This window comes from Microbacterium sp. AK031 (assembly GCF_024807145.1).
Taxonomy (GTDB): Bacteria; Actinomycetota; Actinomycetes; order Actinomycetales; family Microbacteriaceae; genus Microbacterium.
In genome coordinates, this window is sequence record NZ_JANUCA010000004.1 from 55,327 (window position 1) to 75,211 (window position 19,885).

17 protein-coding genes and 3 tRNA genes are annotated in these 19,885 nt (G+C 66.0%); 3 read left to right on the forward strand and 17 right to left on the reverse strand.

Going from position 1 to position 19,885, the window contains the following annotated elements:
- Positions 1 to 48 precede the first annotated feature (48 nt).
- Positions 49 to 1,047, forward strand: a complete 999-nt coding sequence (locus tag HDC95_RS09615) for an aldo/keto reductase (RefSeq protein ID WP_259063223.1) — start codon at positions 49 to 51, stop codon at positions 1,045 to 1,047.
- 23 nt (positions 1,048 to 1,070) lie between these two features.
- On the opposite strand, the gene HDC95_RS09620 is transcribed toward HDC95_RS09615, so the two are convergent.
- Complete coding sequence (locus HDC95_RS09620) at positions 1,071 to 2,090, reverse strand: LacI family DNA-binding transcriptional regulator (RefSeq protein WP_259063224.1); 1,020 nt, start codon at positions 2,088 to 2,090, stop codon at positions 1,071 to 1,073.
- A 151-nt stretch (positions 2,091 to 2,241) separates the two neighbouring features.
- Here HDC95_RS09620 and HDC95_RS09625 point away from each other — a divergent pair, with 151 nt between their 5' ends.
- Positions 2,242 to 3,597: an ABC transporter substrate-binding protein gene (locus tag HDC95_RS09625; RefSeq protein WP_259063225.1), complete on the forward strand. Its 1,356-nt coding sequence runs from the start codon at positions 2,242 to 2,244 to the stop codon at positions 3,595 to 3,597.
- Between the two features lie 21 nt (positions 3,598 to 3,618).
- On the opposite strand, the gene HDC95_RS09630 is transcribed toward HDC95_RS09625, so the two are convergent.
- The 3 genes from HDC95_RS09630 to HDC95_RS09640 form a co-directional block, all read right to left on the reverse strand.
- Positions 3,619 to 3,789, reverse strand: coding sequence for a hypothetical protein (locus HDC95_RS09630; protein WP_259063226.1), 171 nt, complete (start codon positions 3,787 to 3,789; stop codon positions 3,619 to 3,621).
- Between the two features lie 187 nt (positions 3,790 to 3,976).
- Positions 3,977 to 5,119, reverse strand: a complete 1,143-nt coding sequence (locus tag HDC95_RS09635) for a Gfo/Idh/MocA family protein (protein ID WP_259063227.1) — start codon at positions 5,117 to 5,119, stop codon at positions 3,977 to 3,979.
- Entirely contained in the window at positions 5,116 to 5,940 is an 825-nt protein-coding gene (locus HDC95_RS09640) for a sugar phosphate isomerase/epimerase (protein WP_259063228.1), read from the reverse strand. The genes HDC95_RS09635 and HDC95_RS09640 overlap by 4 nt, the downstream gene beginning before the upstream one ends.
- 117 nt (positions 5,941 to 6,057) lie before the next feature.
- On the opposite strand from HDC95_RS09640, the gene HDC95_RS09645 reads away from it, so the two are divergent.
- The gene (locus HDC95_RS09645; RefSeq protein WP_259063229.1) at positions 6,058 to 6,684 is read left to right on the forward strand and encodes a TetR/AcrR family transcriptional regulator; all 627 of its coding nucleotides are present in this window, start codon (positions 6,058 to 6,060) and stop codon (positions 6,682 to 6,684) included.
- A gap of 12 nt (positions 6,685 to 6,696) precedes the next feature.
- Here the strand turns inward: HDC95_RS09645 and HDC95_RS09650 are convergent, their stop codons facing one another.
- The 13 genes from HDC95_RS09650 to rpoC all read right to left on the reverse strand — a co-directional run bounded on the left by HDC95_RS09650 (position 6,697) and on the right by rpoC (position 19,861).
- Positions 6,697 to 7,509 (reverse strand): DUF1206 domain-containing protein, encoded by an 813-nt coding sequence (locus HDC95_RS09650; protein ID WP_259063230.1) that lies wholly within the window; start codon positions 7,507 to 7,509, stop codon positions 6,697 to 6,699.
- Positions 7,506 to 8,192: a phosphatase PAP2 family protein gene (locus HDC95_RS09655; RefSeq protein ID WP_259063231.1), complete on the reverse strand. Its 687-nt coding sequence runs from the start codon at positions 8,190 to 8,192 to the stop codon at positions 7,506 to 7,508. The genes HDC95_RS09650 and HDC95_RS09655 overlap by 4 nt, the downstream gene beginning before the upstream one ends.
- A 341-nt stretch (positions 8,193 to 8,533) precedes the next feature.
- Positions 8,534 to 8,607, reverse strand: a tRNA-Met gene (locus tag HDC95_RS09660).
- A 45-nt stretch (positions 8,608 to 8,652) separates the two neighbouring features.
- Positions 8,653 to 8,724 (reverse strand) — tRNA-Thr (locus HDC95_RS09665).
- A 66-nt stretch (positions 8,725 to 8,790) separates the two neighbouring features.
- Entirely contained in the window at positions 8,791 to 9,762 is a 972-nt protein-coding gene (locus tag HDC95_RS09670; RefSeq protein WP_259063232.1) for a peptidoglycan DD-metalloendopeptidase family protein, read from the reverse strand.
- A gap of 298 nt (positions 9,763 to 10,060) precedes the next feature.
- A complete protein-coding gene (locus HDC95_RS09675; RefSeq protein ID WP_259063234.1) occupies positions 10,061 to 10,855 on the reverse strand; it encodes an inositol monophosphatase family protein in 795 nt (264 codons plus the stop codon).
- Positions 10,852 to 12,093: a hypothetical protein gene (locus HDC95_RS09680; protein ID WP_259063235.1), complete on the reverse strand. Its 1,242-nt coding sequence runs from the start codon at positions 12,091 to 12,093 to the stop codon at positions 10,852 to 10,854. Before HDC95_RS09680 ends, HDC95_RS09675 begins: the two co-directional genes overlap by 4 nt.
- A gap of 96 nt (positions 12,094 to 12,189) precedes the next feature.
- Entirely contained in the window at positions 12,190 to 12,987 is a 798-nt protein-coding gene (locus tag HDC95_RS09685) for an enoyl-CoA hydratase/isomerase family protein (protein ID WP_259063236.1), read from the reverse strand.
- A 49-nt stretch (positions 12,988 to 13,036) separates the two neighbouring features.
- A complete protein-coding gene (locus tag HDC95_RS09690; RefSeq protein WP_259063238.1) occupies positions 13,037 to 13,531 on the reverse strand; it encodes an FBP domain-containing protein in 495 nt (164 codons plus the stop codon).
- A gap of 20 nt (positions 13,532 to 13,551) precedes the next feature.
- The gene (locus tag HDC95_RS09695) at positions 13,552 to 14,418 is read right to left on the reverse strand and encodes a bile acid:sodium symporter family protein (RefSeq protein ID WP_259063240.1); all 867 of its coding nucleotides are present in this window, start codon (positions 14,416 to 14,418) and stop codon (positions 13,552 to 13,554) included.
- 203 nt (positions 14,419 to 14,621) lie between these two features.
- Positions 14,622 to 14,706: transfer RNA gene (locus tag HDC95_RS09700), tRNA-Tyr, on the reverse strand.
- A gap of 87 nt (positions 14,707 to 14,793) precedes the next feature.
- On the reverse strand, positions 14,794 to 15,714 hold the full coding sequence (locus HDC95_RS09705) for a PfkB family carbohydrate kinase (RefSeq protein ID WP_259063241.1): 921 nt from the start codon (positions 15,712 to 15,714) through the stop codon (positions 14,794 to 14,796).
- Positions 15,715 to 15,985: 271 nt separating this feature from the next.
- The gene (gene rpoC / locus HDC95_RS09710) at positions 15,986 to 19,861 is read right to left on the reverse strand and encodes a DNA-directed RNA polymerase subunit beta' (protein ID WP_259063242.1); all 3,876 of its coding nucleotides are present in this window, start codon (positions 19,859 to 19,861) and stop codon (positions 15,986 to 15,988) included.
- Positions 19,862 to 19,885 lie beyond the last annotated feature (24 nt).

Below are 19,885 nucleotides of genomic sequence, written 5' to 3' on the forward strand. Positions count from 1 at the left end.
CTTCGCGCACCCCTCACCACCTGAAGATCACACGACTCGAAAGGCATCATGAGAACCGAACTGCCCGTCATCCCGCTCGGACGCACCGATCTTAAGATCACGCGCGTCGGTCTCGGCGCCTGGGCTGTCGGCGGACCTCGCCGCGGGGATTGGGCGTTCGGCTGGGGTCCGCAGGACGATGACGATTCTGTGGGCACCATCCGATCGGCGATCGAGCGCGGCGTCAACTGGATAGACACCGCTGCGATCTACGGCCTCGGCCATTCGGAGACCATCGTCGGTCGTGTCGTGCGTGATTTCGCCGGACCGGACAGGCCCTACATCTTCACGAAGGGCGGAGTGGTCTGGGACGACGCGGACCCCTCGCAGCCGTCTCGCAGAGTTGCGAACGCGGCCTCGCTGCGCGCCGAAGTGAATGCTTCGCTGAGACGGCTCGGCGTGGAGCAGATCGACCTGTACCAGGTGCACTGGCCCGCTGAGAACGGCACGCCCGTCGAAGAGTACTGGCAGGCGATGCTCGACATCCAGCAGTCGGGAAAGGCGCGCTGGGTGGGCCTTTCAAATCACTCCGTGCCGCAGTTGACCGCCGCGGCGCACCTGGGCCGCGTTGCCTCGCTTCAGCCGAAGTTCTCAGCCATCGCCACGCAGAGCGCGAGCGATGTGCTGCCGTGGTGCGATCAGAACGGCACGGGCGCGATCGTGTACAGCCCGATGGGCTCCGGACTGCTCAGCGGCGCTTTCACGGCGACACGAGTTGCCGGGCTTCCGGACGACGACTGGCGCAAGCAGAGCGAAGATTTCACGACGAACCTCGATCGGAATCTCGCCATCGGCGCCGCTCTGGGGAAGATCGCAGAGCGCCACGGCGTTCCTCAGGCTGCGGCAGCAGTGGCCTGGACTCTCGGCTTCCGCGGCGTCACGGGCGCGATCGTCGGCGCACGCCGACCAGCACAGGTAGATGATTGGTTGCCTGCAGCGTCGCTGCACCTGACCGCTGAGGACTATGCCGAGGTGCGTGCGGCCGGCGCGGGAGCAGTGCCGGCCTGATCCTCCGCGGCCGGAGGAGCTCCTCAGTCGACGCGGCGGGTGCTGTCGCGGACGACGAGCGTCGTCGCGAGGTCAACGCGCAGACTGAGATCAGATTCTTGATTGCGAATCCGGATCAGCATGCGAGCCGCCTCTTCAGCCATCTTCGTCAGAGGTTGCCGGACCGTCGTCAACGGCGGTCCGGCCCACTCCGCGCCCTGGATATCGTCGAAGCCAACGACCGAGAGCTGCTGCGGGATGGATACCCCGAGCCGGCGAGCTGCGGTGTAGACGCCGAATGCCTCGAGGTCGTTGAGTGCGAAGATCGCAGTCGGCGGCTGCGGCAGTGAGAGCAGCTTCTCCGCAGCTTCGATGCCGCTGCCTGTGTGATAGTCGCCGGGGAGCATGAGCTCGTTGTGGATCGGAAGTCCGGCAGCCTCCATGGCAGTGCGAAATCCCGCGATCCGCGCTCGTGCCGACATCACGTGCTCAGGACCGCCGACCACGCCGATGCGGGTGTGTCCGAGCTCGATCAGGTGGCGCGTGGCGAGCAACCCGCCGTCGAAGTTCGCAGCGCCGACAGCCGGAATGTCGCTGGACTGCTCCCCTGACGGGTCCACCAGGACGAACGGGATGCCACGGGTGCGCAGCTGTCGCTGCAGCTGGTCGGACAGGCTGGAGAGAACCAGGACGACGCCGAACGGCCGTCTGCGCAGCACACCGTCGATCCAATCCGGTTCCGGCGCATATCGGTCGCCGCTCTGCGTGAGAATGAGACTGAGGCCGTGGTCACGCGCGACGGACTGCGCACCGCGAATGATCTCAAGCGACCACGGGGTGTCGATCTCGCTCATCACGAGTTCGAGGAACGGATCCCATGCCGTCGTCTGCCCTCGCGGAGTGTATCCGTACCGATCGAGGAGCCCCTCGACGATCGCGCGAGTCTCCGCCGAGACGCCTGATCGACCGTTCAGGACCTTGGACACAGTCGACATCGACACGGACGCCTCCTGCCCGATCACGGCGAGTGTGGCCCGGCGAGGTTCGGCTTCGGTCTTTGTCATGCTGCACTTCTTCTCTGTTCGAGCCGGTCGATACGACGCGTAGTACGAAAACTATCGTACTTGACGATGAAACTTGATCAAACACGCTTGAGCACGTACCTTGAAAGAGTTCCCACACCGCAGACGGAGGACGACGATGTTCTTTCCCAGTATGTCGCGCCGGCAGGGCCGGTACACAGCGATCATCGCGCTCACGGCGGTCGCGGCTTTCGCGACCGGATGCAGCTCGCAAGCGTCCGACCAAAGCACGTCCGAATCCGGTCACGTCGACTGGTGGGGATGGACACCCACGCAATCAGAGGTCGCGCAAGGCTACATCGACGCGTTCAACGAGGAGTACCCCGACATCGAGGTCGTGTTCCGGCAGGTTCCGATCAACGGCTACGACGCGGCTCTGCGGCCCGCTCTGACCTCGCCAGAAGGTCCGGATGTCTTCGACATCGCGCCCGGTGGCGGTATCGGCTCGCTGTCCACGTTCGGCTCATCGGCTGAGGACCTCACGCCGGTGGCGGAGGAATGGCTCGGAGACGATTGGGAGTCGAAGATCGCGGCGAATGGCCCGGCCGGGTTCACCACAGAGGATGGCACTCTGTCCGCGCTCTCAGTGGGGTCGACGTTCGCCGGGACGCTCTGGATCAATCAGGATCTCTTCGATGAGTATGGTCTTTCCGCCCCCACGACTCTCGACGCGTGGATCGAGGCATGCGCTGTCTTCCGCGAGAACGGTCACGGCTGCCTCACCCACGGCGCCGGGCAGGTCGCGTTCAACCAGGATGTTCTCCAGTCGATCTCGGACAGCGTCGAACCCGGCTGGTGGAGCGCCGCATCTCGAGGCGAGCGTGAATGGACCGACGACGTCTTCGTACAGACGCTGGAGACCTGGAAATCGCTCTTCGACGAGCAGATCATTGATGACGGTGCCCTGGGGATACAGCAGTACCCCGATGCGAACAACGTGTTCCTCTCTCAGCAGTCGCCGATGGTGATGATGGGCACGTGGTACATGCCCAACGCGACCACCGCCCTCGCGACAGCATCGATATCCGCGGCGGGAGTCGCTGACGCGACACCGTTCCGCATGATTCCGATCGACTTCCCCGATGTCGCAGGCGAGGGCAACCCGTCAGTACTGTTCGGCGATGCGAACTACGGTCTCGCCGTGAACGCCAATTCTGACGCGAAGGAAGCTGCACGCACATTCGTCGGCTGGCTCACCACGCAGGCCGACGGCCAGCAGGTGGTCGCCGACGCCATCAATGACATTCCGTCTCTGACCGGCGTGGAGCCGGCATGGGATAATCTCGATCTCGTCGACGCTGAGCTTCAGCAGCCGATACTGCAGGATCTGATCGCGTCGACCGCGACGGCGGATGAGCCCCGTCTGAGCCTCATCTCGGCAGAGATGCAGGAGGCGATCGGAGTGGCATCCACGACTGTCGCGGAGGGACGGGCAACGCCAGAGGAGGCAGCTGCGACCATGCAGGAGGCCGTCGATGCCCTGGGGTGACGCAACGTCAGACTTCGCGGATCAGGGCAGATCAGCCAGGTCCACGTCGTCTTCGTCCACGTCGTCTTCGTCTTCGTCGTTGGCATCGGCGCGACCAGCACTCGGGCCGAGGTCGGGGTCGACGTCTTGGCCGGGAAGGACGCCGTCCTCGTCGGGCAGAGTGCCTTCTTCATCGGGAAGCGAGTTGGACATGGCGTTCTCCATTCGGTAGCGGTCGTTCCTCTACTGAGAGGTTCGCCATATCCGGAGTTTTCGACATCCCCATTGACATGCACGCGAGGGCGTGACCACCCACGGGTCATCCACCCGTCCAAAGGAGAAAAGTGCCGGTCACCGTGCTGCGAGACCGACACTTTCCTCCTTTCGACGCGCCCGGAGGCTACCGGGGAGGCTGGACGAGCGTCGCCGCGAACGGGTCGAAGTCTGCCGGCATCGCCGGCACCGCGCCGACGGTACTCTCGATCTCGAGATACTGCCCCGTTGCTGCCGAATCCTGCGCCGACAGCAGCACGTCGAGTACGTGGTAGCCGAGCTCTCCCGTGGCGATGTGCGGACGATCGGCGGCGATGGCGCGGGCCATGTCGAGCACGCCGAGACCTCGCCCGACGACGGTGCCCTGCTGCTCGATGTCGATCCACTCCTGCTGCGTCGACATGCCGTCGCGCAGCACGCCGAGGGGCTTGACGTACGCGGTCCGGCCCGAGAACGTGTTCGGATCCGGCATCACCAGCGTGCCCTCGCTGCCGTGGATCTCGATGACGCCGTGACGCTCGAGTGCCGAGTCGAAGCTGAGCAGGTGCGTGCCCTGCTGGCCGCCCTCGAAGGTCGAGAGCACCTGCACCGTCGAGGGGACCTCGACGGCGAAGCTCTCCCCCGCACGAGGCCCGGTGTGGATCTGCCGTTCGGTGCGCCACCGCGATCCGCGCGCCGAGACCCCCGCAATCGGGCCGAGCAGGCTGACCAACGCCGAGAAATAGTACGGTCCCATGTCGAGGAGCGGTCCGGCGCCGGCGGCGAACAGGAACGCGGGCTCCGGATGCCAGAGGTCGGGGCCTTGCGTCTGGAACGCGGTCTGCACGAACTGCGGAGTTCCGATGACGCCCTCGGCGATCGCTCGCTTGGCGGTCTGGAAACCAGGCCCGAGGATCGTGTCGGGTGCCGATCCGATGCGCACGTCGGCGGCATCCGCATCGCGAAGCAGTGCGCGAGTGCTCTCACGGTCCATCCCGATCGGCTTCTCGGTCCACACGTGCTTGCCCGCGGCGACGGCGCGCGACGAGATCTCGACGTGCGTGGCGGGGATAGTGAGATTCACGACGAGATCGACGTCGGGGTTCGACAGCACAGCATCCGCGTCTCCCCACGACGGCACGCCATGCTCTTCCGCCTTCGCGCGAGCTCGCTCAGGAATCAGGTCGCCGACGGCGACGACGCGCACGTCGGGGAACGAGGTGAGGTTCTCGAGATACGTCTGGCTGATGACGCCGGTGCCGATGATGCCGACGCCCAGAGGCGCGCTCATGCGACGAACCCGCCGCCCTGCAGGAACGTGAAGCCGGCCGCGATGTCTTCGAACACGTCGCCAGGTGCGTGGTCGTACTCGATCACGGCGTACTTGATGTTGCCGTTCGCGCGCAGCGCGTCGGCGAGCGAGACGTCGCCTGTTCCCGGATGCCGCTGGTCGAGGCTGTCCGATGAGAACGTGGAGCCCTCCGGCCCCCACGGGTTCACTGCGGGGATGATGCCGTCCTTGACGTGGACGGCGGTCAGGCGGTCTGCGAGTCGCGCGGTCAGTGCGGTGACGTCCTGTCCGCCGGTCTGCGCCCAGAAGAGGTCGAGTTCGATCTGCACCCGCTCGTCGGTGAGTTCGATGAAGCGCTCATAGGCGGTCTGGCCGCCGAACGAGGCGACGAACTCCTGCGCGTGGTTGTGATAGCCGACCGACAGACCGAAGGTCGCGGCGACTTCCGCGGCGCGGTTGAGTCGTTCTGCGATGTCGGCGACGCCGTCTTCAGTGGCCCAACGCTCCGGTGCGACGAACGGGTCGTAGACGGTGGTCATGCCGATCGCCGCGGCCGCCTCGAACACGATCTCGGGCTTCGGCGTAGGGATGGCGCCGTCGGGCGTCCAGAGTTCATCGGAGAGCAGAGGGGCGTGGCCAGTGGACGCGGCGATGCCCGTCGCCTCGAAGGCCGCGCGGATCTCGGCCGGACGCCGCACGAAGTCGAACGCTTCCACGGTCGTGAACCCGATCGCAGCAAGTCTTTCGAGTGAGCCGTGCATGTCGGCCGAGAACTCGCTCGCAAGCGAATACAGCTGCACTGAGGCGAGAGGCAGAGCCATGAATCTTCCTTCGTACGTCGTTGTGGAGGGTGCCGTGAGGGCGGATGCGTGACGAGATTATCACAAAACCTCCACGTGGAGGTTACTTCTCGACGACTCTCGGATATGTTGAGTCGTATGGACTCGGAGCCGGTGATCGGACGCCGCGGGGCGCATGCCAAAGGCGTCGCCCGGCGGCAGGAGATCTTGGATCGCGCGATCGAGGTGTTCCGCGAACGCGGTGCCGACGGCACGTCCCTGCGGCGCATCGCCGAGGCGATCGGGGTCTCGCACGCGGCGCTGCTGCACTACTTCGATTCGCGGGAGCAGCTGCTCGTCGCGGTCTATGCGCACGCCGAGGCGACGCGGGCGGCGGCGAGCGCGGCGCGGCGCGCCGACGGGGCTCCGCTACCGGCGACCGGAGTCGATTCGATGGCGGATGCTGCCGTCAAGAACGTCGAGGTTCCCGGTCTCGTGCAGCTGTACTCGACGCTCGTCGCAGCGGCACTCGAGAGCAAGAGCGAGGTCTCTCGGGATTTCTTCTCCACCCGATTCGAACGGCTGCGTGGCGAGTTGACCACCAGCTTCCGTGCGCAGCAGCAGAACGGCCGCATCCGCGACGACATCCCCGCAGAGCACCTCGCCGCACTCGTCATCGCCGCGTCGGATGGTCTGCAGATCCAGTGGCTGCTGGAGCCATCCGTCGAGTTGGAGGGCACGTTGCGCTCGATCGCGACGCTGTTGCAGCCCGTGTCGATGCACTGAGCGGCGGGCGAATCACATCCGCGCGTAGCGAGCGCGCGCGAAGCAGAACAGCCCATAGAGCACGAGTCCCGCACCCACGGTCCACAGGATGATGGCGCCGAACGGCAGCCCCGCCAGAGTGCGCAGCGCGGAATCGAGCCCTCCGGCGGTTTCCGGGTCGTGCGTGAGCGCGGCGACCACGAAGAGCACGCCGGTCACGGCGACCGCGATACCCTTCGCGATGTACCCGACGACGCCGAGGGTGATGATGCCAGAGCGTGCGGCACCGGCGGGGAGGTGGAGGTACTTCTTGAATGCCCGAGTGATGCCGCGCACGATGAAGGCGATGCCGATCGCTGCCACGACGAGACCGAGCAGCACGAGCATTGCGACGCCCGCAGGCGCGGCCAGCAGCTGAGCGCCGAACGACTGCGATGACTCGGATGACTGGGACTGCCCGCCGAGAGCGTAGGTCAGAGCCGTCCAGGCGATTGCGATGTACGCGACGGCGGTGCCGATGAACTTGACTCGGTACCCCCATTTCCTCTTCGTGTCGGGGTCGCGCTCGACCACGGCTTCGGCGATCTGCCAGATCGCGAGTGCGACCAGACCGAAAACGATGATCCACAGCATCACGACACCTGCCGGCGATTTCTGGATCTGCTGCATCGCACCCCCCTGATCGGCCTCGCCGCCGTCTCCGCCCATGGCGATCGAGACCGCGACGGCTCCGATCAGGATGTGAAGGATGCCGAGGACGACATATCCGATACGGGCGAGAACTCGGAAGACCGTGGAGTCCTGGGCCGACCTGGCGGCTGACGCGGCTGAGCTGTGAGCATTCATGGGTCCGGAACACTTTCGATCGGTTGTTGGCTGGAGGAGGTCGCCACGCTGCTGGCGGCATGACGGTCGCGGACGGCCTCGGACGCGACCCAGACGAGCGCTGCGACCGCGATGCCTTCGAGCAGTCCGGCCACCACGTCGCTGAACCAGTGCGCGTGGAGGTAGGTGCGACTCCACATCATCGTGAGAACCCATCCGGCGCCGAGGACCCACACGTACCGGCGGCGGAGCAGGAGCCCGAGGATGAGGATCACGGTCGTCGCGACGGCCGTGTGTCCGGAGGGGAATGAGGTCGCCACGCTTTCGGCGAGGGAATCCTCGGGGCGTGTGCGACCGATGATCGCGGCCATCGTCGCGCCGATCGCGACGACCAGGACCATCGCTGCCGCCAGGGTCGCGGCATCCCCTCGCCGTCCGCGCCACAGGAACACCGCGACCAGCAGAGCGCCGATCCCGATCATCCCGATCGTGCCACCGGCGATCGCCGGTACCCACGCGACAGCGATCCACACGTCGCTGCGGTTCGCGACGATCAGGTCATGCCACCAGATGTCGATCGCCAGCGGCTCGTGATCGGATACCGCGACCATGAGCCTCAGCGTGACGAATGCGAGGGAGGCGGCGACTCCCATGACGAAGGCGGTGATGCGGGCCCGCGGGCTCGAGGTGATCGCGGTGCTCATGCCTGCGCCCACCCTCCCCAGAGATCACATCGTTGCGGCAAGAATGAGACTATCCTGCCAGCGCATTCACCGGTCCTCGTTCTCTTGCTTTCGAGATGGCCTGCCGTCCGGGCGCAGCGGCGAGTAGCCTGCGACGAGGAGGACACTATGGACAGTGTTCGTGATCTCGTGGCTCAAGCCGAGATTCGCTCCGAACTCGCGCCCGGCACCACGGAACGGTTTGCCGGGTACGCACTCATGAGCATGCCTTGAAGAACTATGTTCCTCGTCGGCCGACGCCCGCACGGACCGACGGTTAGCGGATACGACAAAACCCCCGATTTCCCGGGGGTTTTCATCTGTAGCAGGAGCGGGGCTTGAACCCGCGACCTCACGATTATGAGTCGTGCGCTCTCACCAACTGAGCTACCCTGCCGCACGGCATCCCCGCCCATGAACGAACATGAAAGCGAATGCTGCGAGCCCCGAGTCAGGATTGAACTGACGACCCCTTCCTTACCATGGAAGTGCTCTACCACTGAGCTATCGGGGCATCGTTACCCGTGAAGGCAACCACACGAGAATACCATTTCTTCGGCGTTCTCAAAAACTGAGACGGTCAGTAGGACTTACGTCCGGCGTTCGTCTGCAACCACGGAAGCGGATCGATCGTCGAGTCGTTGACGATGAGCTCGAAGTGCATGTGCGCACCGTACGAGCGACCGGTGTTTCCGACCAGGCCGATGATGTCGCCGACCTTGACTGTCTCGCCGGCCTCGACCCGCAGCGAGCCGTACTGCATGTGCGAATAGTGACTCGTGATGAGCGCGCCGTCGATGACGTGATCGATGTACACGGTCACGCCGTAGTTTCCGCCGGACTCGGTGGCGATGCGCACCGTTCCGTCGGCGATCGACTGCACGGGCGCGCCGTCACCGGGCACCAGATCGAGCCCCTCGTGCAGGCGCCCGTCGCGCATCCCGTACCCGTAGGTCATCCCGACCCCGACGATGAACGGCCATTGGATGGCCGCACTGGGGTCATTCGTGTACAGCGAGTCCGAGTAGGCGATGCCTTCCTCGGCTGCGCGGTCCACGAGCGAGAGCGTGGAGTAGTCATCCGTGCGCTGCATCATCTCGTTGCGCACATCGGACGACGCGACATACGCCTGGATCTCATCGTCGGAGACCCCGGATGCTGCGCCCGCTGATGGCGCGACGAGCGAAGTCGCCGACCGCACGGGGATGCCCTGAGCCGCGGCGACGGCCTCGGCCGGCAGCGTCATCGAGACAGCGAGCAGACCAGCGATCCCCATGATGCTCACCGTGGCACCGACCGCGACGAACTTGCCACGCGAGCGCCCCTCGCGCGGCGCGATGTGCACCGCGGTCGCCTCGGCCGGAAGCTCATCCGACACCGCAGTGGCGGGTCTCGCGACCGGCTGCTGCTCACCCATCACGGCACGGAAGGCACGGGATGCTGCGATGAAAGCGTCGTCAGCGGTCTCGGCATCCGCCACCGGCTCAACCACGCCTGCCTCTGCCGCTGCGACATGCTCACGTTCGACATCGACGTTCCGCGACGGGACCATCGGCGTCGCGCCGGTTGCTGCGCGCAGACGTTCGCGAGCAGCCCGACGTGAAAGAACCGGTATGACGACCTCGACCGAGGAGGTTTCCTGAACGCCCGCCGGGGTCACGGAATCCGCAGTCCGGCGACGGCTGGAACGGCGCGAGGGCGCAGGTTCAGCCATAGGGGTGTCAAGGGGCAAAACGGTTCTCTCGGGATTCGTCACGCTGGGGGGCTAAGGACCTTCGATGTTCGGGGAACGAAGGTAACGAACGGGTAAACGTTACCGTGCTGGCGCTGAGAATGCCATGTACGGAACCTCAAATGTCTTTGTCGAGGATGCCGGAGATCTGAGCGTGTAAGCGCGCACCCGCAGCGATCAGCATCGGACGATCGGATGCCGTGTCGAGACGGGTCACGACGCCACCGGCTTCGGTCACCAGCAGCGCCCCTGCCGCCAAGTCCCACGGCTTGAGCCCTCGCTCGAAATATCCGTCCAGTCGCCCGGCAGCCACGTAACTGAGGTCGAGCGCCGCCGAGCCGCCCCGGCGCAGGTCGCGCGCGAGCGGCATGACCTGTCTCACCGTCAGCAGGTCGCCGTCGTGCGTCAACGGGTCGTAGCCGAATCCGGTCGCGAGCAACGCCCCCGCCGGCGTCTCGTCTGTCACGCCGAGCCGCACGCCACCGAGCCACGCGCCCTCTCCGCGTCCGGCCGTGAAGAGCTCGCCGAGGACCGGCGCGTACACCGCCGCGGCGAGCGGTCGCCAGCTGTTCGGATCGGCACCGCCCTCGACGGCAGCGATGCTCACGCTGTACGCGGGGAGCCCGTATGCGTAGTTCACGGTGCCGTCGATCGGGTCGACCACCCAGGTCACGCCTGACGTGCTCTCGCCACTGCCCGACTCTTCGCCGAGGAAACCGTCACCGGGACGCTCGACGCTCAGCCGTGCTCGGATCAGCGCTTCGACCTCGCGATCGGCCTCTGTGACGATGTCAGCGAGGGTCGACTTCGTCGCCGCGAGCAGGAATCCGTCGGCCCGGCGGAGCCGAGCGAGCTCGCCCGCCTCGCGAGCGATGTCTGCCGCGAGCTCCCGAAGGCTCAGCGCCGCGGTCACAGCGGCGGCGCGGGTGGCGGCGGCGGGAACGCACCGGGCGCCGTCGGAGGCGTCTTCGGCGCCGGCGGCAGGTCGGGAACAGGCGGCGCATCCGGCACCGGCGGCACGTTCGATGTGGGCGGCGCGTCCGGCACCGGAGGCACGTTCAGAACAGACGTGTCGCCGGCGACGCCGTCCGGTGCTGCCGGTGCTCCTGCCGGCGGAACCGGCAGCCCGTCCGGCCCGATCGGCGCGTCAGGAGAGGACACGAAGCCCGGCTGCGCAGACGACGGCGCGGTGTAGTCCGGCTGAGCCGGGTACTGCGCCTGTGCCTGGTACTCGGTCTGAGCCGAATACTGGTTCGCCTCAGGGAACTGCTGGTTCGCCTCAGGGGACTGTTGCTGCGCCGAGAACTGATCCTGCCCTGGATGCTGGCCCTGCTGCGGCGAGGTCGGGTAGCCGGTGTAGTAGGCGTTCCAATCCGGCGAGCCGTCCTGCAGCACCGGAAGCGGCGTCACTCCGTCGACGTACGTCGGCCACTGCTGCTGGGCAGGCTGCTGCTGTGCCTGTGCGTCGATGGCGGGGGCGTGAGCCTGAGGCGCGTAGTAGCCGGCGGCTGCCGCTTGCGGCTTCTTCGGCGCGAACAGCGCGTTCAGCAGCGGGATGAGCGTCGTGCCCACCGCGGCGAGGATCGCCAGCGCGACGACGATGCGCCAGTACAGATCGCCGTAATGCCAGGTGTCGGGGAGCGTGAGGTAGATCACGAGCATCGCGACCAGCAGCACGAGCACGGCGATCGTCACGTAGTAGATGACCGTGGTGAACGTCGTGACGTAACGCTTGGCGGCGGGGGTGAACAACCGTACGTGAAGGAGAGCGAGCTGCAGAACGCCGATCACGAGCAGCAGCATGAAGAAGCGTGCGATGCCGCCGGCGTACTCCCCCGGCTCTTCGGGCAGCCAGATCTTGATGGCGCCGACCAGGAGCGCGACGATCCAGGTGATCATGCTGGCCAGCGCCAGCCAGTCCGGCCGCTTGGGAGCGAGCCCTGCTTCGAGGATCGCAATGCCGGCGAACGCGGCGAGCAGGAGGATCGTCAGGAACGCGCGACCGATGATGCCGTCCTGATCGCCGATCAGCACCCACACCACGCAGACGAGTGCCGCCGCGATCAGCGCACCGATGGCGATCCAGATCGCCCCTCTGATCAACAGGGAGGCGTTCGCCTTCCCCTTGGTTTCCGTGCTGACCTCTGACATGGCGTTTCCCCTCTTCGGCCGACTGCTCTCATCCTGCCACGCCGCGCGCCGCGTGTGCAGAACGCGTCTCAGTCTGTGCGCAACTCGCGCGCGAAGTCAGCGCGTCTGCTTCGACGATGCCGCGGCGAACGCAGCGACGCGAGCCTTGGCATCCGGGGTGTCGAAGGCTGCGCCGATGGAACGAGCCTCTTCAGCGAGCTGCTCGGCGAACGTGCGCTCGGGGCGCGAGCGCACCAGCCGCTTCGCCTGCCCGTAGGCTTCGGCCGCGCCGGCCAGCCAGAAGCGGGCGATCTCTTCGGCTCGTTCGCGCACACGGTCGGCCTCGTCCGCGGCATCCGATCCGCTCACCACCTCGGCGACCAGGCCCCACTCCAGGGCCTCATCGGCGGTCAGCAGACGATCCTGCAGCATCAGTTGAAGAGCGCGCCGCTGCCCGACGGCCGCGGCGAGCTGCGCCGACACCGAGAGGTCGGGCGTGAGACCGATGTTCGCGTACAGGCTGCCGAGCTTCGAACGCCCGCCGACGACCGCGTAGTCAGAGCAGAGCAGGATGCCGAGACCTCCGCCTGCCGTCGTGCCGTGCGCTGCGGCGACGACAGGGATGTCCGACTCGGTGAGCGCGCGGATGCCGGCGTTGATGACACCGGCGAGGTCGGAGATGTCGGCCCCGGCGCCCATCGTGGTCGCCATGTCGAGCACATCGCCGCCAGCGCAGAATGCGGGACCTGCGGCATCCAGCAGGATCGCCTTGACGTCGTCGCGCGAGACGGCCTCGGTGGTGACGTCGCGCCAGGCCCGGGCGAGGTCGGCGTTGAACGCGTTGAGCCGGGCGGGGCGGTTCAACGTCAGCCGCGCCAATCCCCCATCGACAGAGAACAGGATGGGATCGCTCATGGCATCTCCTTCGAAGCGCAGGGTGGGACAATCGCGTTCAGCGTAACCGTCAGTCCAGGTCGTCCAGAACTCTGTTGGCGAAACCCTCCATACGGCGCCGTGTGCCGTCCAGACGCATGTCGACCTGACCGGGAACGCGGATCTCATTCGGAGCGAGCGGATGCGCGAGCCTCACGTTCTCGTGGCATGAGAGGTCGGCGCAGATGTAGGTGCCGACGGAGTCGCCTCGGCGCCCGGCATCCCCCGCTCGGCGCGCGGAGAACAGCGCGACCTGGTTGCCAGGCTGCATCGTATGGCAGATGTTGCACATGCCCGTGCGCGCACGCCCGGGATCGGTGGAGCGCAGCACGACGCCGACCAGGCGCCCGCCGGTCTCGACGAGAACGCACCCACGCTTGCTCGATGCCGGATCGCGCCACGCGAGGAAATCGCGGAAGTCCCAGTCGACGAGCAGGAAGTCGTGCGGCATCTCGATCAGCCGCAATTCCTCCTCCGTCGCGTTGACGAACGACGCGCGGACGTCGGATTCGGTGAGCGCTCGCATCGCTCCAGTCTAGGAAAGCCTCAGCGCTCCGAGGCCATAGCGGCCTGCGGTTCCCGCCCGCGGATGAGGAACCCGAACCCGAAGGCGACGAAGAACATCAGCACGCCATAGACCGCGGCAGGCAGACTCAGCTCGACCGAACCGAGGACGGTCTGCGCGATCACGATCGCCAGGGTGGCGTTGTGGATGCCGATCTCGAACGACGCCGCGATCGCCTGACGGCGTCCGACCTTGAGCAGGCGCGGAACCACGTACCCGATCGCGAGGCTGAGCAGGCAGAACAGGATCGTGATCAGAGCGAGCCCTGCGAAGTTGTCGACGAGGAGAGTCCAGTTGGATGCGACGGCTCCAGCGATCACGACGACGAGAATGACGACGCTCGCGATCCGCACCGGACGATCCATGCCGTCGGCGAACCTTGGCCAGAATCGCCTGATGAGCATTCCGAGGGCGACCGGGAGCAGGACGATCGCGAACACCTCGAGCGCCTTCGCCCACTGCAGCCCCAGCTGATCGTCGAACGGCTGGAAGTACATGATCGCGAAGTTCGTGATCAGCGGGAGGGTGATCACGGCGATCACCGAGTTCACCGCGGTCAGGGAGATGTTCAATGCGATGTCACCGCGGAACAGGTGACTGTAGAGATTCGCCGTTGTGCCACCCGGCGACGCGGCCAGCATCATCATGCCCACCGCAAGCACCGGAGGCAGCTGGAACAGCAGCACGAGCCCGAAGCAGATCGCCGGCAGCAGCACGAGCTGGCAGGCCAGCGCCGTGATCACAGCCTTGGGTTGCTTCAGGACGCGTGCGAAATCCCCGATGGTGAGGCTGAGACCGAGGCCCAGCATGATGATGCCGAGGGCAACCGGCAGTCCGATGGTGGTCAACGCTGATCCCATGGGACTCAGTATGGCGGTTGTGGGCGCTCGGTGTCACCGATGCCGCGAAAGTCAGTGCCCCGCTACGCCGAAACCCTCAGTTCGTTCAGTGCGGGACCACCGTGCTCGCTTCGCTCGCCCCTACCGAGTCCCGCCATGCTTGTTGAACGAACGAAGGACCCCCGCGACGCGGGAGTCCTTCGTTCGTTGGTTGGTGGCGAGTGAGGGATTCGAACCCCCGAATGCGATGCAGTCTGATTTACAGTCAGATCCCTTTGGCCGCTTGGGTAACTCGCCAAGTGCACACCCGTCCAGCTTGTACAGCCAACCGGGGGCGCGAGAATTAAGCATACCCGCCGAAAGCGGGTGTAAGAAATCGGCAGCTCAGCTGCCCCTGACCCCGCGTTCGCCGCCATCGAGCGACTCGGGCGTGCGCAGCAGACCGCCCTCCGCTCGGCAGGTTGCCGCGGCGACATCCATGGCTCGATCGAGCAGCTTCTGCCAGTCGTCCGCGGTCTCGGGTCGCGCTCCGACGAGGCCCTCGGCGACGGCGGAGAGCGTGGCATCCCCCGCCCCGACCGTGTCCACGACGGGGCCGGGCAGGTCCGATATCGGGGCGGTGAGAATACCGGCATCCGCCTCGAGCACCGCACCGTCCTGGCCCGCCGTCGCGAGCACGGCATCCGCCCCCAGCGCCCTCAGCCGCGCCCGCAGGGCGTCGAGATCACCGCCGTAGAGCAGCGCCGCGTCATCCGCACCGACCTTCACGACCGCAGCATCTGCGGCAAGCCGCTCGAAGCCGCGCACGAACTCGTCGCGGTCACTGAGCATGCCGGAGCGCGGATTCGGGTCGATCGCCACTCTGACGCCCGCGAGAGCGTCAGCAACAGCATCCACCTCTGCGGGCACGTCGAAGGGGAAGCAACTGATCACTGCCAGGTCGGCGGCAGCGAGCGCTGTGCGCGCCTCGTCTCCGTAACGGATGCTGCGCCGCTGAGCCGCCTCATTGAAGACGTACGTCGGCTCGCCACGCGCATCGCGCTGCACGATCGCCCTCGACGAGCCGAGCGGAGCGTCGCTGGAGACCAGTCGCACGCCGTGGTCGTCGAGATACTCACGGATGTGCGCCCCCGCCTCGTCATCGCCGACCATCGCGATGAGCGTCGTCGGCACGCCGAGCCTGCGGAGTCCGACAGCGACGTTCAGCGCGGCGCCGCCGACCAGCTCGCGCACGCCCCCGCTGTCATGGATCTCATCGATGAGGGCATCGCCGACCACGACGGCGCTCGGGGTGTTCTGCTGCATCCTGCAATTGTGGCCTAGGTCTGGCGTCAGCCGACGCGATCGGCCCGATGGAAGAGGACTTTCGGGGCTCTCGAGCGGCCGGAAGTCCCGAAACTCTTCTTCCGACGGGATGCGACGCGCCACCGCCTGGCCGGTGCACGAAGAAGGCCCCAGGGCGAACCCTGGGGCCTTCTTCAGCGGATCAGAACGCTCAGTTGTGTCGCGACTTCGTCGCTCGACAACTTTCAATCGGCTCGGCCGAACGAGCAAGCTCGCTCGGCTCTCGCCTCAATCAGTTGTATGTACCGGGCGTCACGTCATCCGTCGAGAACGCGTCGAAGTCGACGTAACCGAAGTCGCCCTCGGCGTACGCACCGTCGGATGCGAAGATCCGGTTCGGGTAGCGCTCGCTCTTGGCTTCCTCAGTCGCCTCGACCGTGACGTCGCGGTACTTCGCGAGGCCCGTTCCGGCGGGGATGAGCTTACCGATGATGACGTTCTCCTTGAGACCGACCAGCGGGTCGCGCTTGCCCTGCATGGCAGCCTCGGTGAGCACGCGAGTCGTCTCCTGGAACGACGCAGCCGACAGCCACGACTCGGTCGCAAGCGACGCCTTCGTGATACCCATCAGCTCCGAACGACCGGATGCCGGACGCTTGCCCTCGGCGACAGCCGCACGGTTGATCGCCTGGTAGCGCTTGAGGTCGACCATCTCACCCGGGAGCAGGGTCGTGTCGGCGTGATCGACGACGGTGACCTTGCGGAGCATCTGACGGACGATGACCTCGATGTGCTTGTCGTGGATCGGCACACCCTGCGAGCGGTAGACGCCCTGGACGCCGCCGACGAGGTAACGCTGCACCTCGCGGGCACCCATGACACGCATGACCTCCTTGGGGTCCAGCGTGCCCACCAGGATCGGCTGACCGACCGTGACGTGCTGGCCGTCCTCGACGAGAAGCGTCGCACGCTTCAGCACCGGGTAGATGACCTCCTCATCGCCGTTGTCGGGCGTGAGGATGACCTTCTTGGCCTTGTCGGTCTCGTCGATCGTGATGCGGCCATCGGCCTCGGCGATCGGCGATGCGCCCTTCGGCGTACGAGCCTCGAAGAGCTCCTGCACACGGGGCAGACCCTGGGTGATGTCATCTGCAGATGCCGAACCACCGGTGTGGAACGTACGCATCGTCAGCTGGGTACCGGGCTCACCGATCGACTGCGCCGCGATGATGCCGACGGCCTCGCCGATGTCGACGGTCTTACCCGTCGCCAGCGAACGGCCGTAGCACTGCGCGCAGACGCCGACAGCCGAGTCGCAGGTCAGCACGGAGCGCACCTTGATGGCGTCGACACCGAGCTCGACGAGCTTGTCGATCAGAACGTCTCCGACGTCATCGCCGGCAGAGGCGAGAACCTCGCCCTTGCTGTCGACCACATCAGCGGCCAGCGTACGAGCGAACACCGAGTTCTCGACGTTCGCGTCGCGCACGAGCGCGCCTTGCGAGTTCGGAGCGGCGATCGGGAGCTCGAGGCCCTTCGACGTGCCACAGTCCTCTTCGCGGATGATGACGTCCTGCGAGACATCCACCAGACGACGGGTCAGGTAACCCGAGTCGGCGGTACGCAGAGCGGTGTCAGCCAGACCCTTACGGGTACCGTGCGTCGCGATGAAGTACTCCGCCACCGACAGACCCTCGCGGTACGAGGAGATGATCGGACGCGGGATGATCTCACCCTTGGGGTTGTTCACCAGACCACGCATACCCGCGATGTTGCGGATCTGCAGCCAGTTACCACGAGCACCGGAGGACACCATGCGGTTGATGGTGTTGTCCTCAGGGAAGTTCTCACGCATCGCGACCTGAACCTCGTCGGTTGCCTCGGTCCAGATCTTGATGAGCTCCTGACGACGCTCGGCGTCGGTGGTGAGACCCTTCTCGTACTGGGACTGGACCTTCGCAGCCAGCTTCTCGTGCTTGGCGACGATCTCCTTCTTATTCGGCGGCGTGAGCACGTCGCTCAGCGCGACGGTCACACCCGAACGAGTGGCCCAGTAGAAGCCGGCATCCTTGATGCGGTCCAGCGTCGCCGCCGTCTCGACCTTGGGGTACTCCTCGGCCAGCTTGTTGACGATCTGCGACAGCTTGCCCTTGTCGGCAGGCTCGCGCACGAAGGGGTAGCCCTTCGGGAGCGTGGCGTTGAAGATCGCCTGACCCAGCGAAGCGTCGACGAGGCCGTGGCGCTCGTATCCCTCTGGAGCCTGGCCCTCGAGGAAGGTCAGACCGTGGATTCGGATGCGGACCTTCGCCTGCAGGTCGAGGGTGCCCTCGTCCTTGGCGAGGATCGCCTCGGAGACGGAGCCGAATGCACGGCCCTCACCCTTCGCGCCGGCCTTCACCACGGTGAGGTGGTGGAGGCCGATGATCATGTCCTGCGAAGGCAGGGTGACCGGACGGCCGTCAGACGGCTTCAGGATGTTGTTCGACGCGAGCATCAGCACGCGGGCCTCGGCCTGAGCCTCGACCGACAGCGGCAGGTGCACAGCCATCTGGTCACCGTCGAAGTCGGCGTTGAACGCCGCGCAGACGAGCGGGTGCAGCTGGATGGCCTTGCCCTCAACGAGCTGAGGCTCGAAGGCCTGGATGCCCAGGCGGTGCAGGGTGGGTGCACGGTTGAGCAGCACCGGACGCTCGCGGATGATCTCCTCGAGCACGTCCCAGACCTCGGGACGGGTGCGCTCGACGGCACGCTTGGCGGCCTTGATGTTCTGCGAGTGACCGAGGTCGATCAGACGCTTGATCACGAACGGCTTGAAGAGCTCCAGAGCCATCTGCTTGGGGAGGCCACACTGGTGCAGCTGCAGCTGCGGGCCGACGACGATGACCGAACGGCCCGAGTAGTCGACGCGCTTTCCGAGCAGGTTCTGGCGGAAACGACCCTGCTTGCCCTTCAGCATGTCGCTGAGGGACTTGAGGGCGCGGTTGCCGGTACCGGTCACAGGGCGACCACGGCGGCCGTTGTCGAATAGTGCGTCGACGGCCTCCTGCAGCATGCGCTTCTCGTTGTTGACGATGATCTCGGGAGCACCGAGGTCGATCAGACGACGAAGACGGTTGTTGCGGTTGATCACACGACGGTAGAGGTCGTTGAGGTCGCTGGTGGCGAAGCGGCCACCGTCGAGCTGCACCATCGGGCGCAGCTCCGGCGGGATGACCGGAACGACATCGAGAACCATGGATGCCGGGCTCATGCCGGTCTCCAGGAACGAGTTGACGACCTTCAGGCGCTTGATCGCGCGGATCTTGCGCTGGCCCTTGCCCTCGGAGATCTGAAGGTGCAGGCTCTCGGCCTCCGCCTTCAGGTCGAAGGCTGCCAGGCGACGCTGGATCGACTCCGCGCCCATGTGGGCCTCGAAGTACTGACCGAAGCGGTCCTGCAGCTCGTGGAAGACGTCATCCTCGGGGCGAAGAGCGCCGACCTGAAGCGTGCGGAAGTCTTCCCACACGCGCTCGAGCTTGGCGATCTGCTCGTCGTGGCCCTTGCGAAGGAGAGTCATCTCCTTCTCGGCGGCATCCTTGACCTTCTTCTTCGCGTCGGCCTTGGCACCCTCAGCCTCAAGGGCTGCGAGTTCCTCTTCCAGACGCGAAAGGCGCTCCGCGATCTTCGAGTCGCGGCGGTCCCCGAGCGTCTTCAGCTCGAGGCGGATGTTGTTCTCCTGCGTGGCCAGGTCGCGGTGACGAGCATCCTCGTCGACCGAGATGACCATGTAGGCCGCGAAGTAGATGACCTTCTCCAGGTCCTTCGGTGCCATGTCCAGCAGGTATCCGAGGCGCGACGGAACACCCTTGAAGTACCAGATGTGGGTGACGGGCGCGGCGAGCTCGATGTGGCCCATGCGCTCACGACGGACGGAGCTCTTGGTGACCTCCACGCCGCAGCGCTCGCACACGATGCCCTTGAAGCGGACACGCTTGTACTTACCGCAGGCGCACTCCCAGTCGCGGGACGGTCCGAAGATCTGCTCTCCGAAGAGGCCGTCCTTCTCGGGCTTGAGCGTGCGGTAGTTGATGGTCTCAGGCTTCTTGACCTCACCGTATGACCATCCGCGGATGTCCTCAGCGGTGGCCAGGCCGATGCGAAGCTCATCGAAAGTGTTTGACTCGAGCACTAGTTCTCCTGTGTCTCAATAAGA

Coding starts and splice junctions, on each gene's coding strand:
- HDC95_RS09655 (WP_259063231.1), bottom strand. CDS start 8,192: ATGAGCACCGCGATCACCTCGAGCCCGCGGGCCCGCATCACCGCCTTC.
- HDC95_RS09670 (WP_259063232.1), bottom strand. CDS start 9,762: ATGGTCCCGTCGCGGAACGTCGATGTCGAACGTGAGCATGTCGCAGCG.
- HDC95_RS09630 (WP_259063226.1), bottom strand. CDS start 3,789: ATGTCCAACTCGCTTCCCGATGAAGAAGGCACTCTGCCCGACGAGGAC.
- HDC95_RS09615 (WP_259063223.1), top strand. CDS start 49: ATGAGAACCGAACTGCCCGTCATCCCGCTCGGACGCACCGATCTTAAG.
- HDC95_RS09645 (WP_259063229.1), top strand. CDS start 6,058: ATGGACTCGGAGCCGGTGATCGGACGCCGCGGGGCGCATGCCAAAGGC.
- HDC95_RS09690 (WP_259063238.1), bottom strand. CDS start 13,531: ATGCGAGCGCTCACCGAATCCGACGTCCGCGCGTCGTTCGTCAACGCG.
- HDC95_RS09685 (WP_259063236.1), bottom strand. CDS start 12,987: ATGAGCGATCCCATCCTGTTCTCTGTCGATGGGGGATTGGCGCGGCTG.
- HDC95_RS09635 (WP_259063227.1), bottom strand. CDS start 5,119: ATGAGCGCGCCTCTGGGCGTCGGCATCATCGGCACCGGCGTCATCAGC.
- HDC95_RS09640 (WP_259063228.1), bottom strand. CDS start 5,940: ATGGCTCTGCCTCTCGCCTCAGTGCAGCTGTATTCGCTTGCGAGCGAG.
- HDC95_RS09705 (WP_259063241.1), bottom strand. CDS start 15,714: ATGCAGCAGAACACCCCGAGCGCCGTCGTGGTCGGCGATGCCCTCATC.
- HDC95_RS09680 (WP_259063235.1), bottom strand. CDS start 12,093: ATGTCAGAGGTCAGCACGGAAACCAAGGGGAAGGCGAACGCCTCCCTG.
- HDC95_RS09625 (WP_259063225.1), top strand. CDS start 2,242: ATGTCGCGCCGGCAGGGCCGGTACACAGCGATCATCGCGCTCACGGCG.
- HDC95_RS09620 (WP_259063224.1), bottom strand. CDS start 2,090: ATGACAAAGACCGAAGCCGAACCTCGCCGGGCCACACTCGCCGTGATC.
- HDC95_RS09650 (WP_259063230.1), bottom strand. CDS start 7,509: ATGAATGCTCACAGCTCAGCCGCGTCAGCCGCCAGGTCGGCCCAGGAC.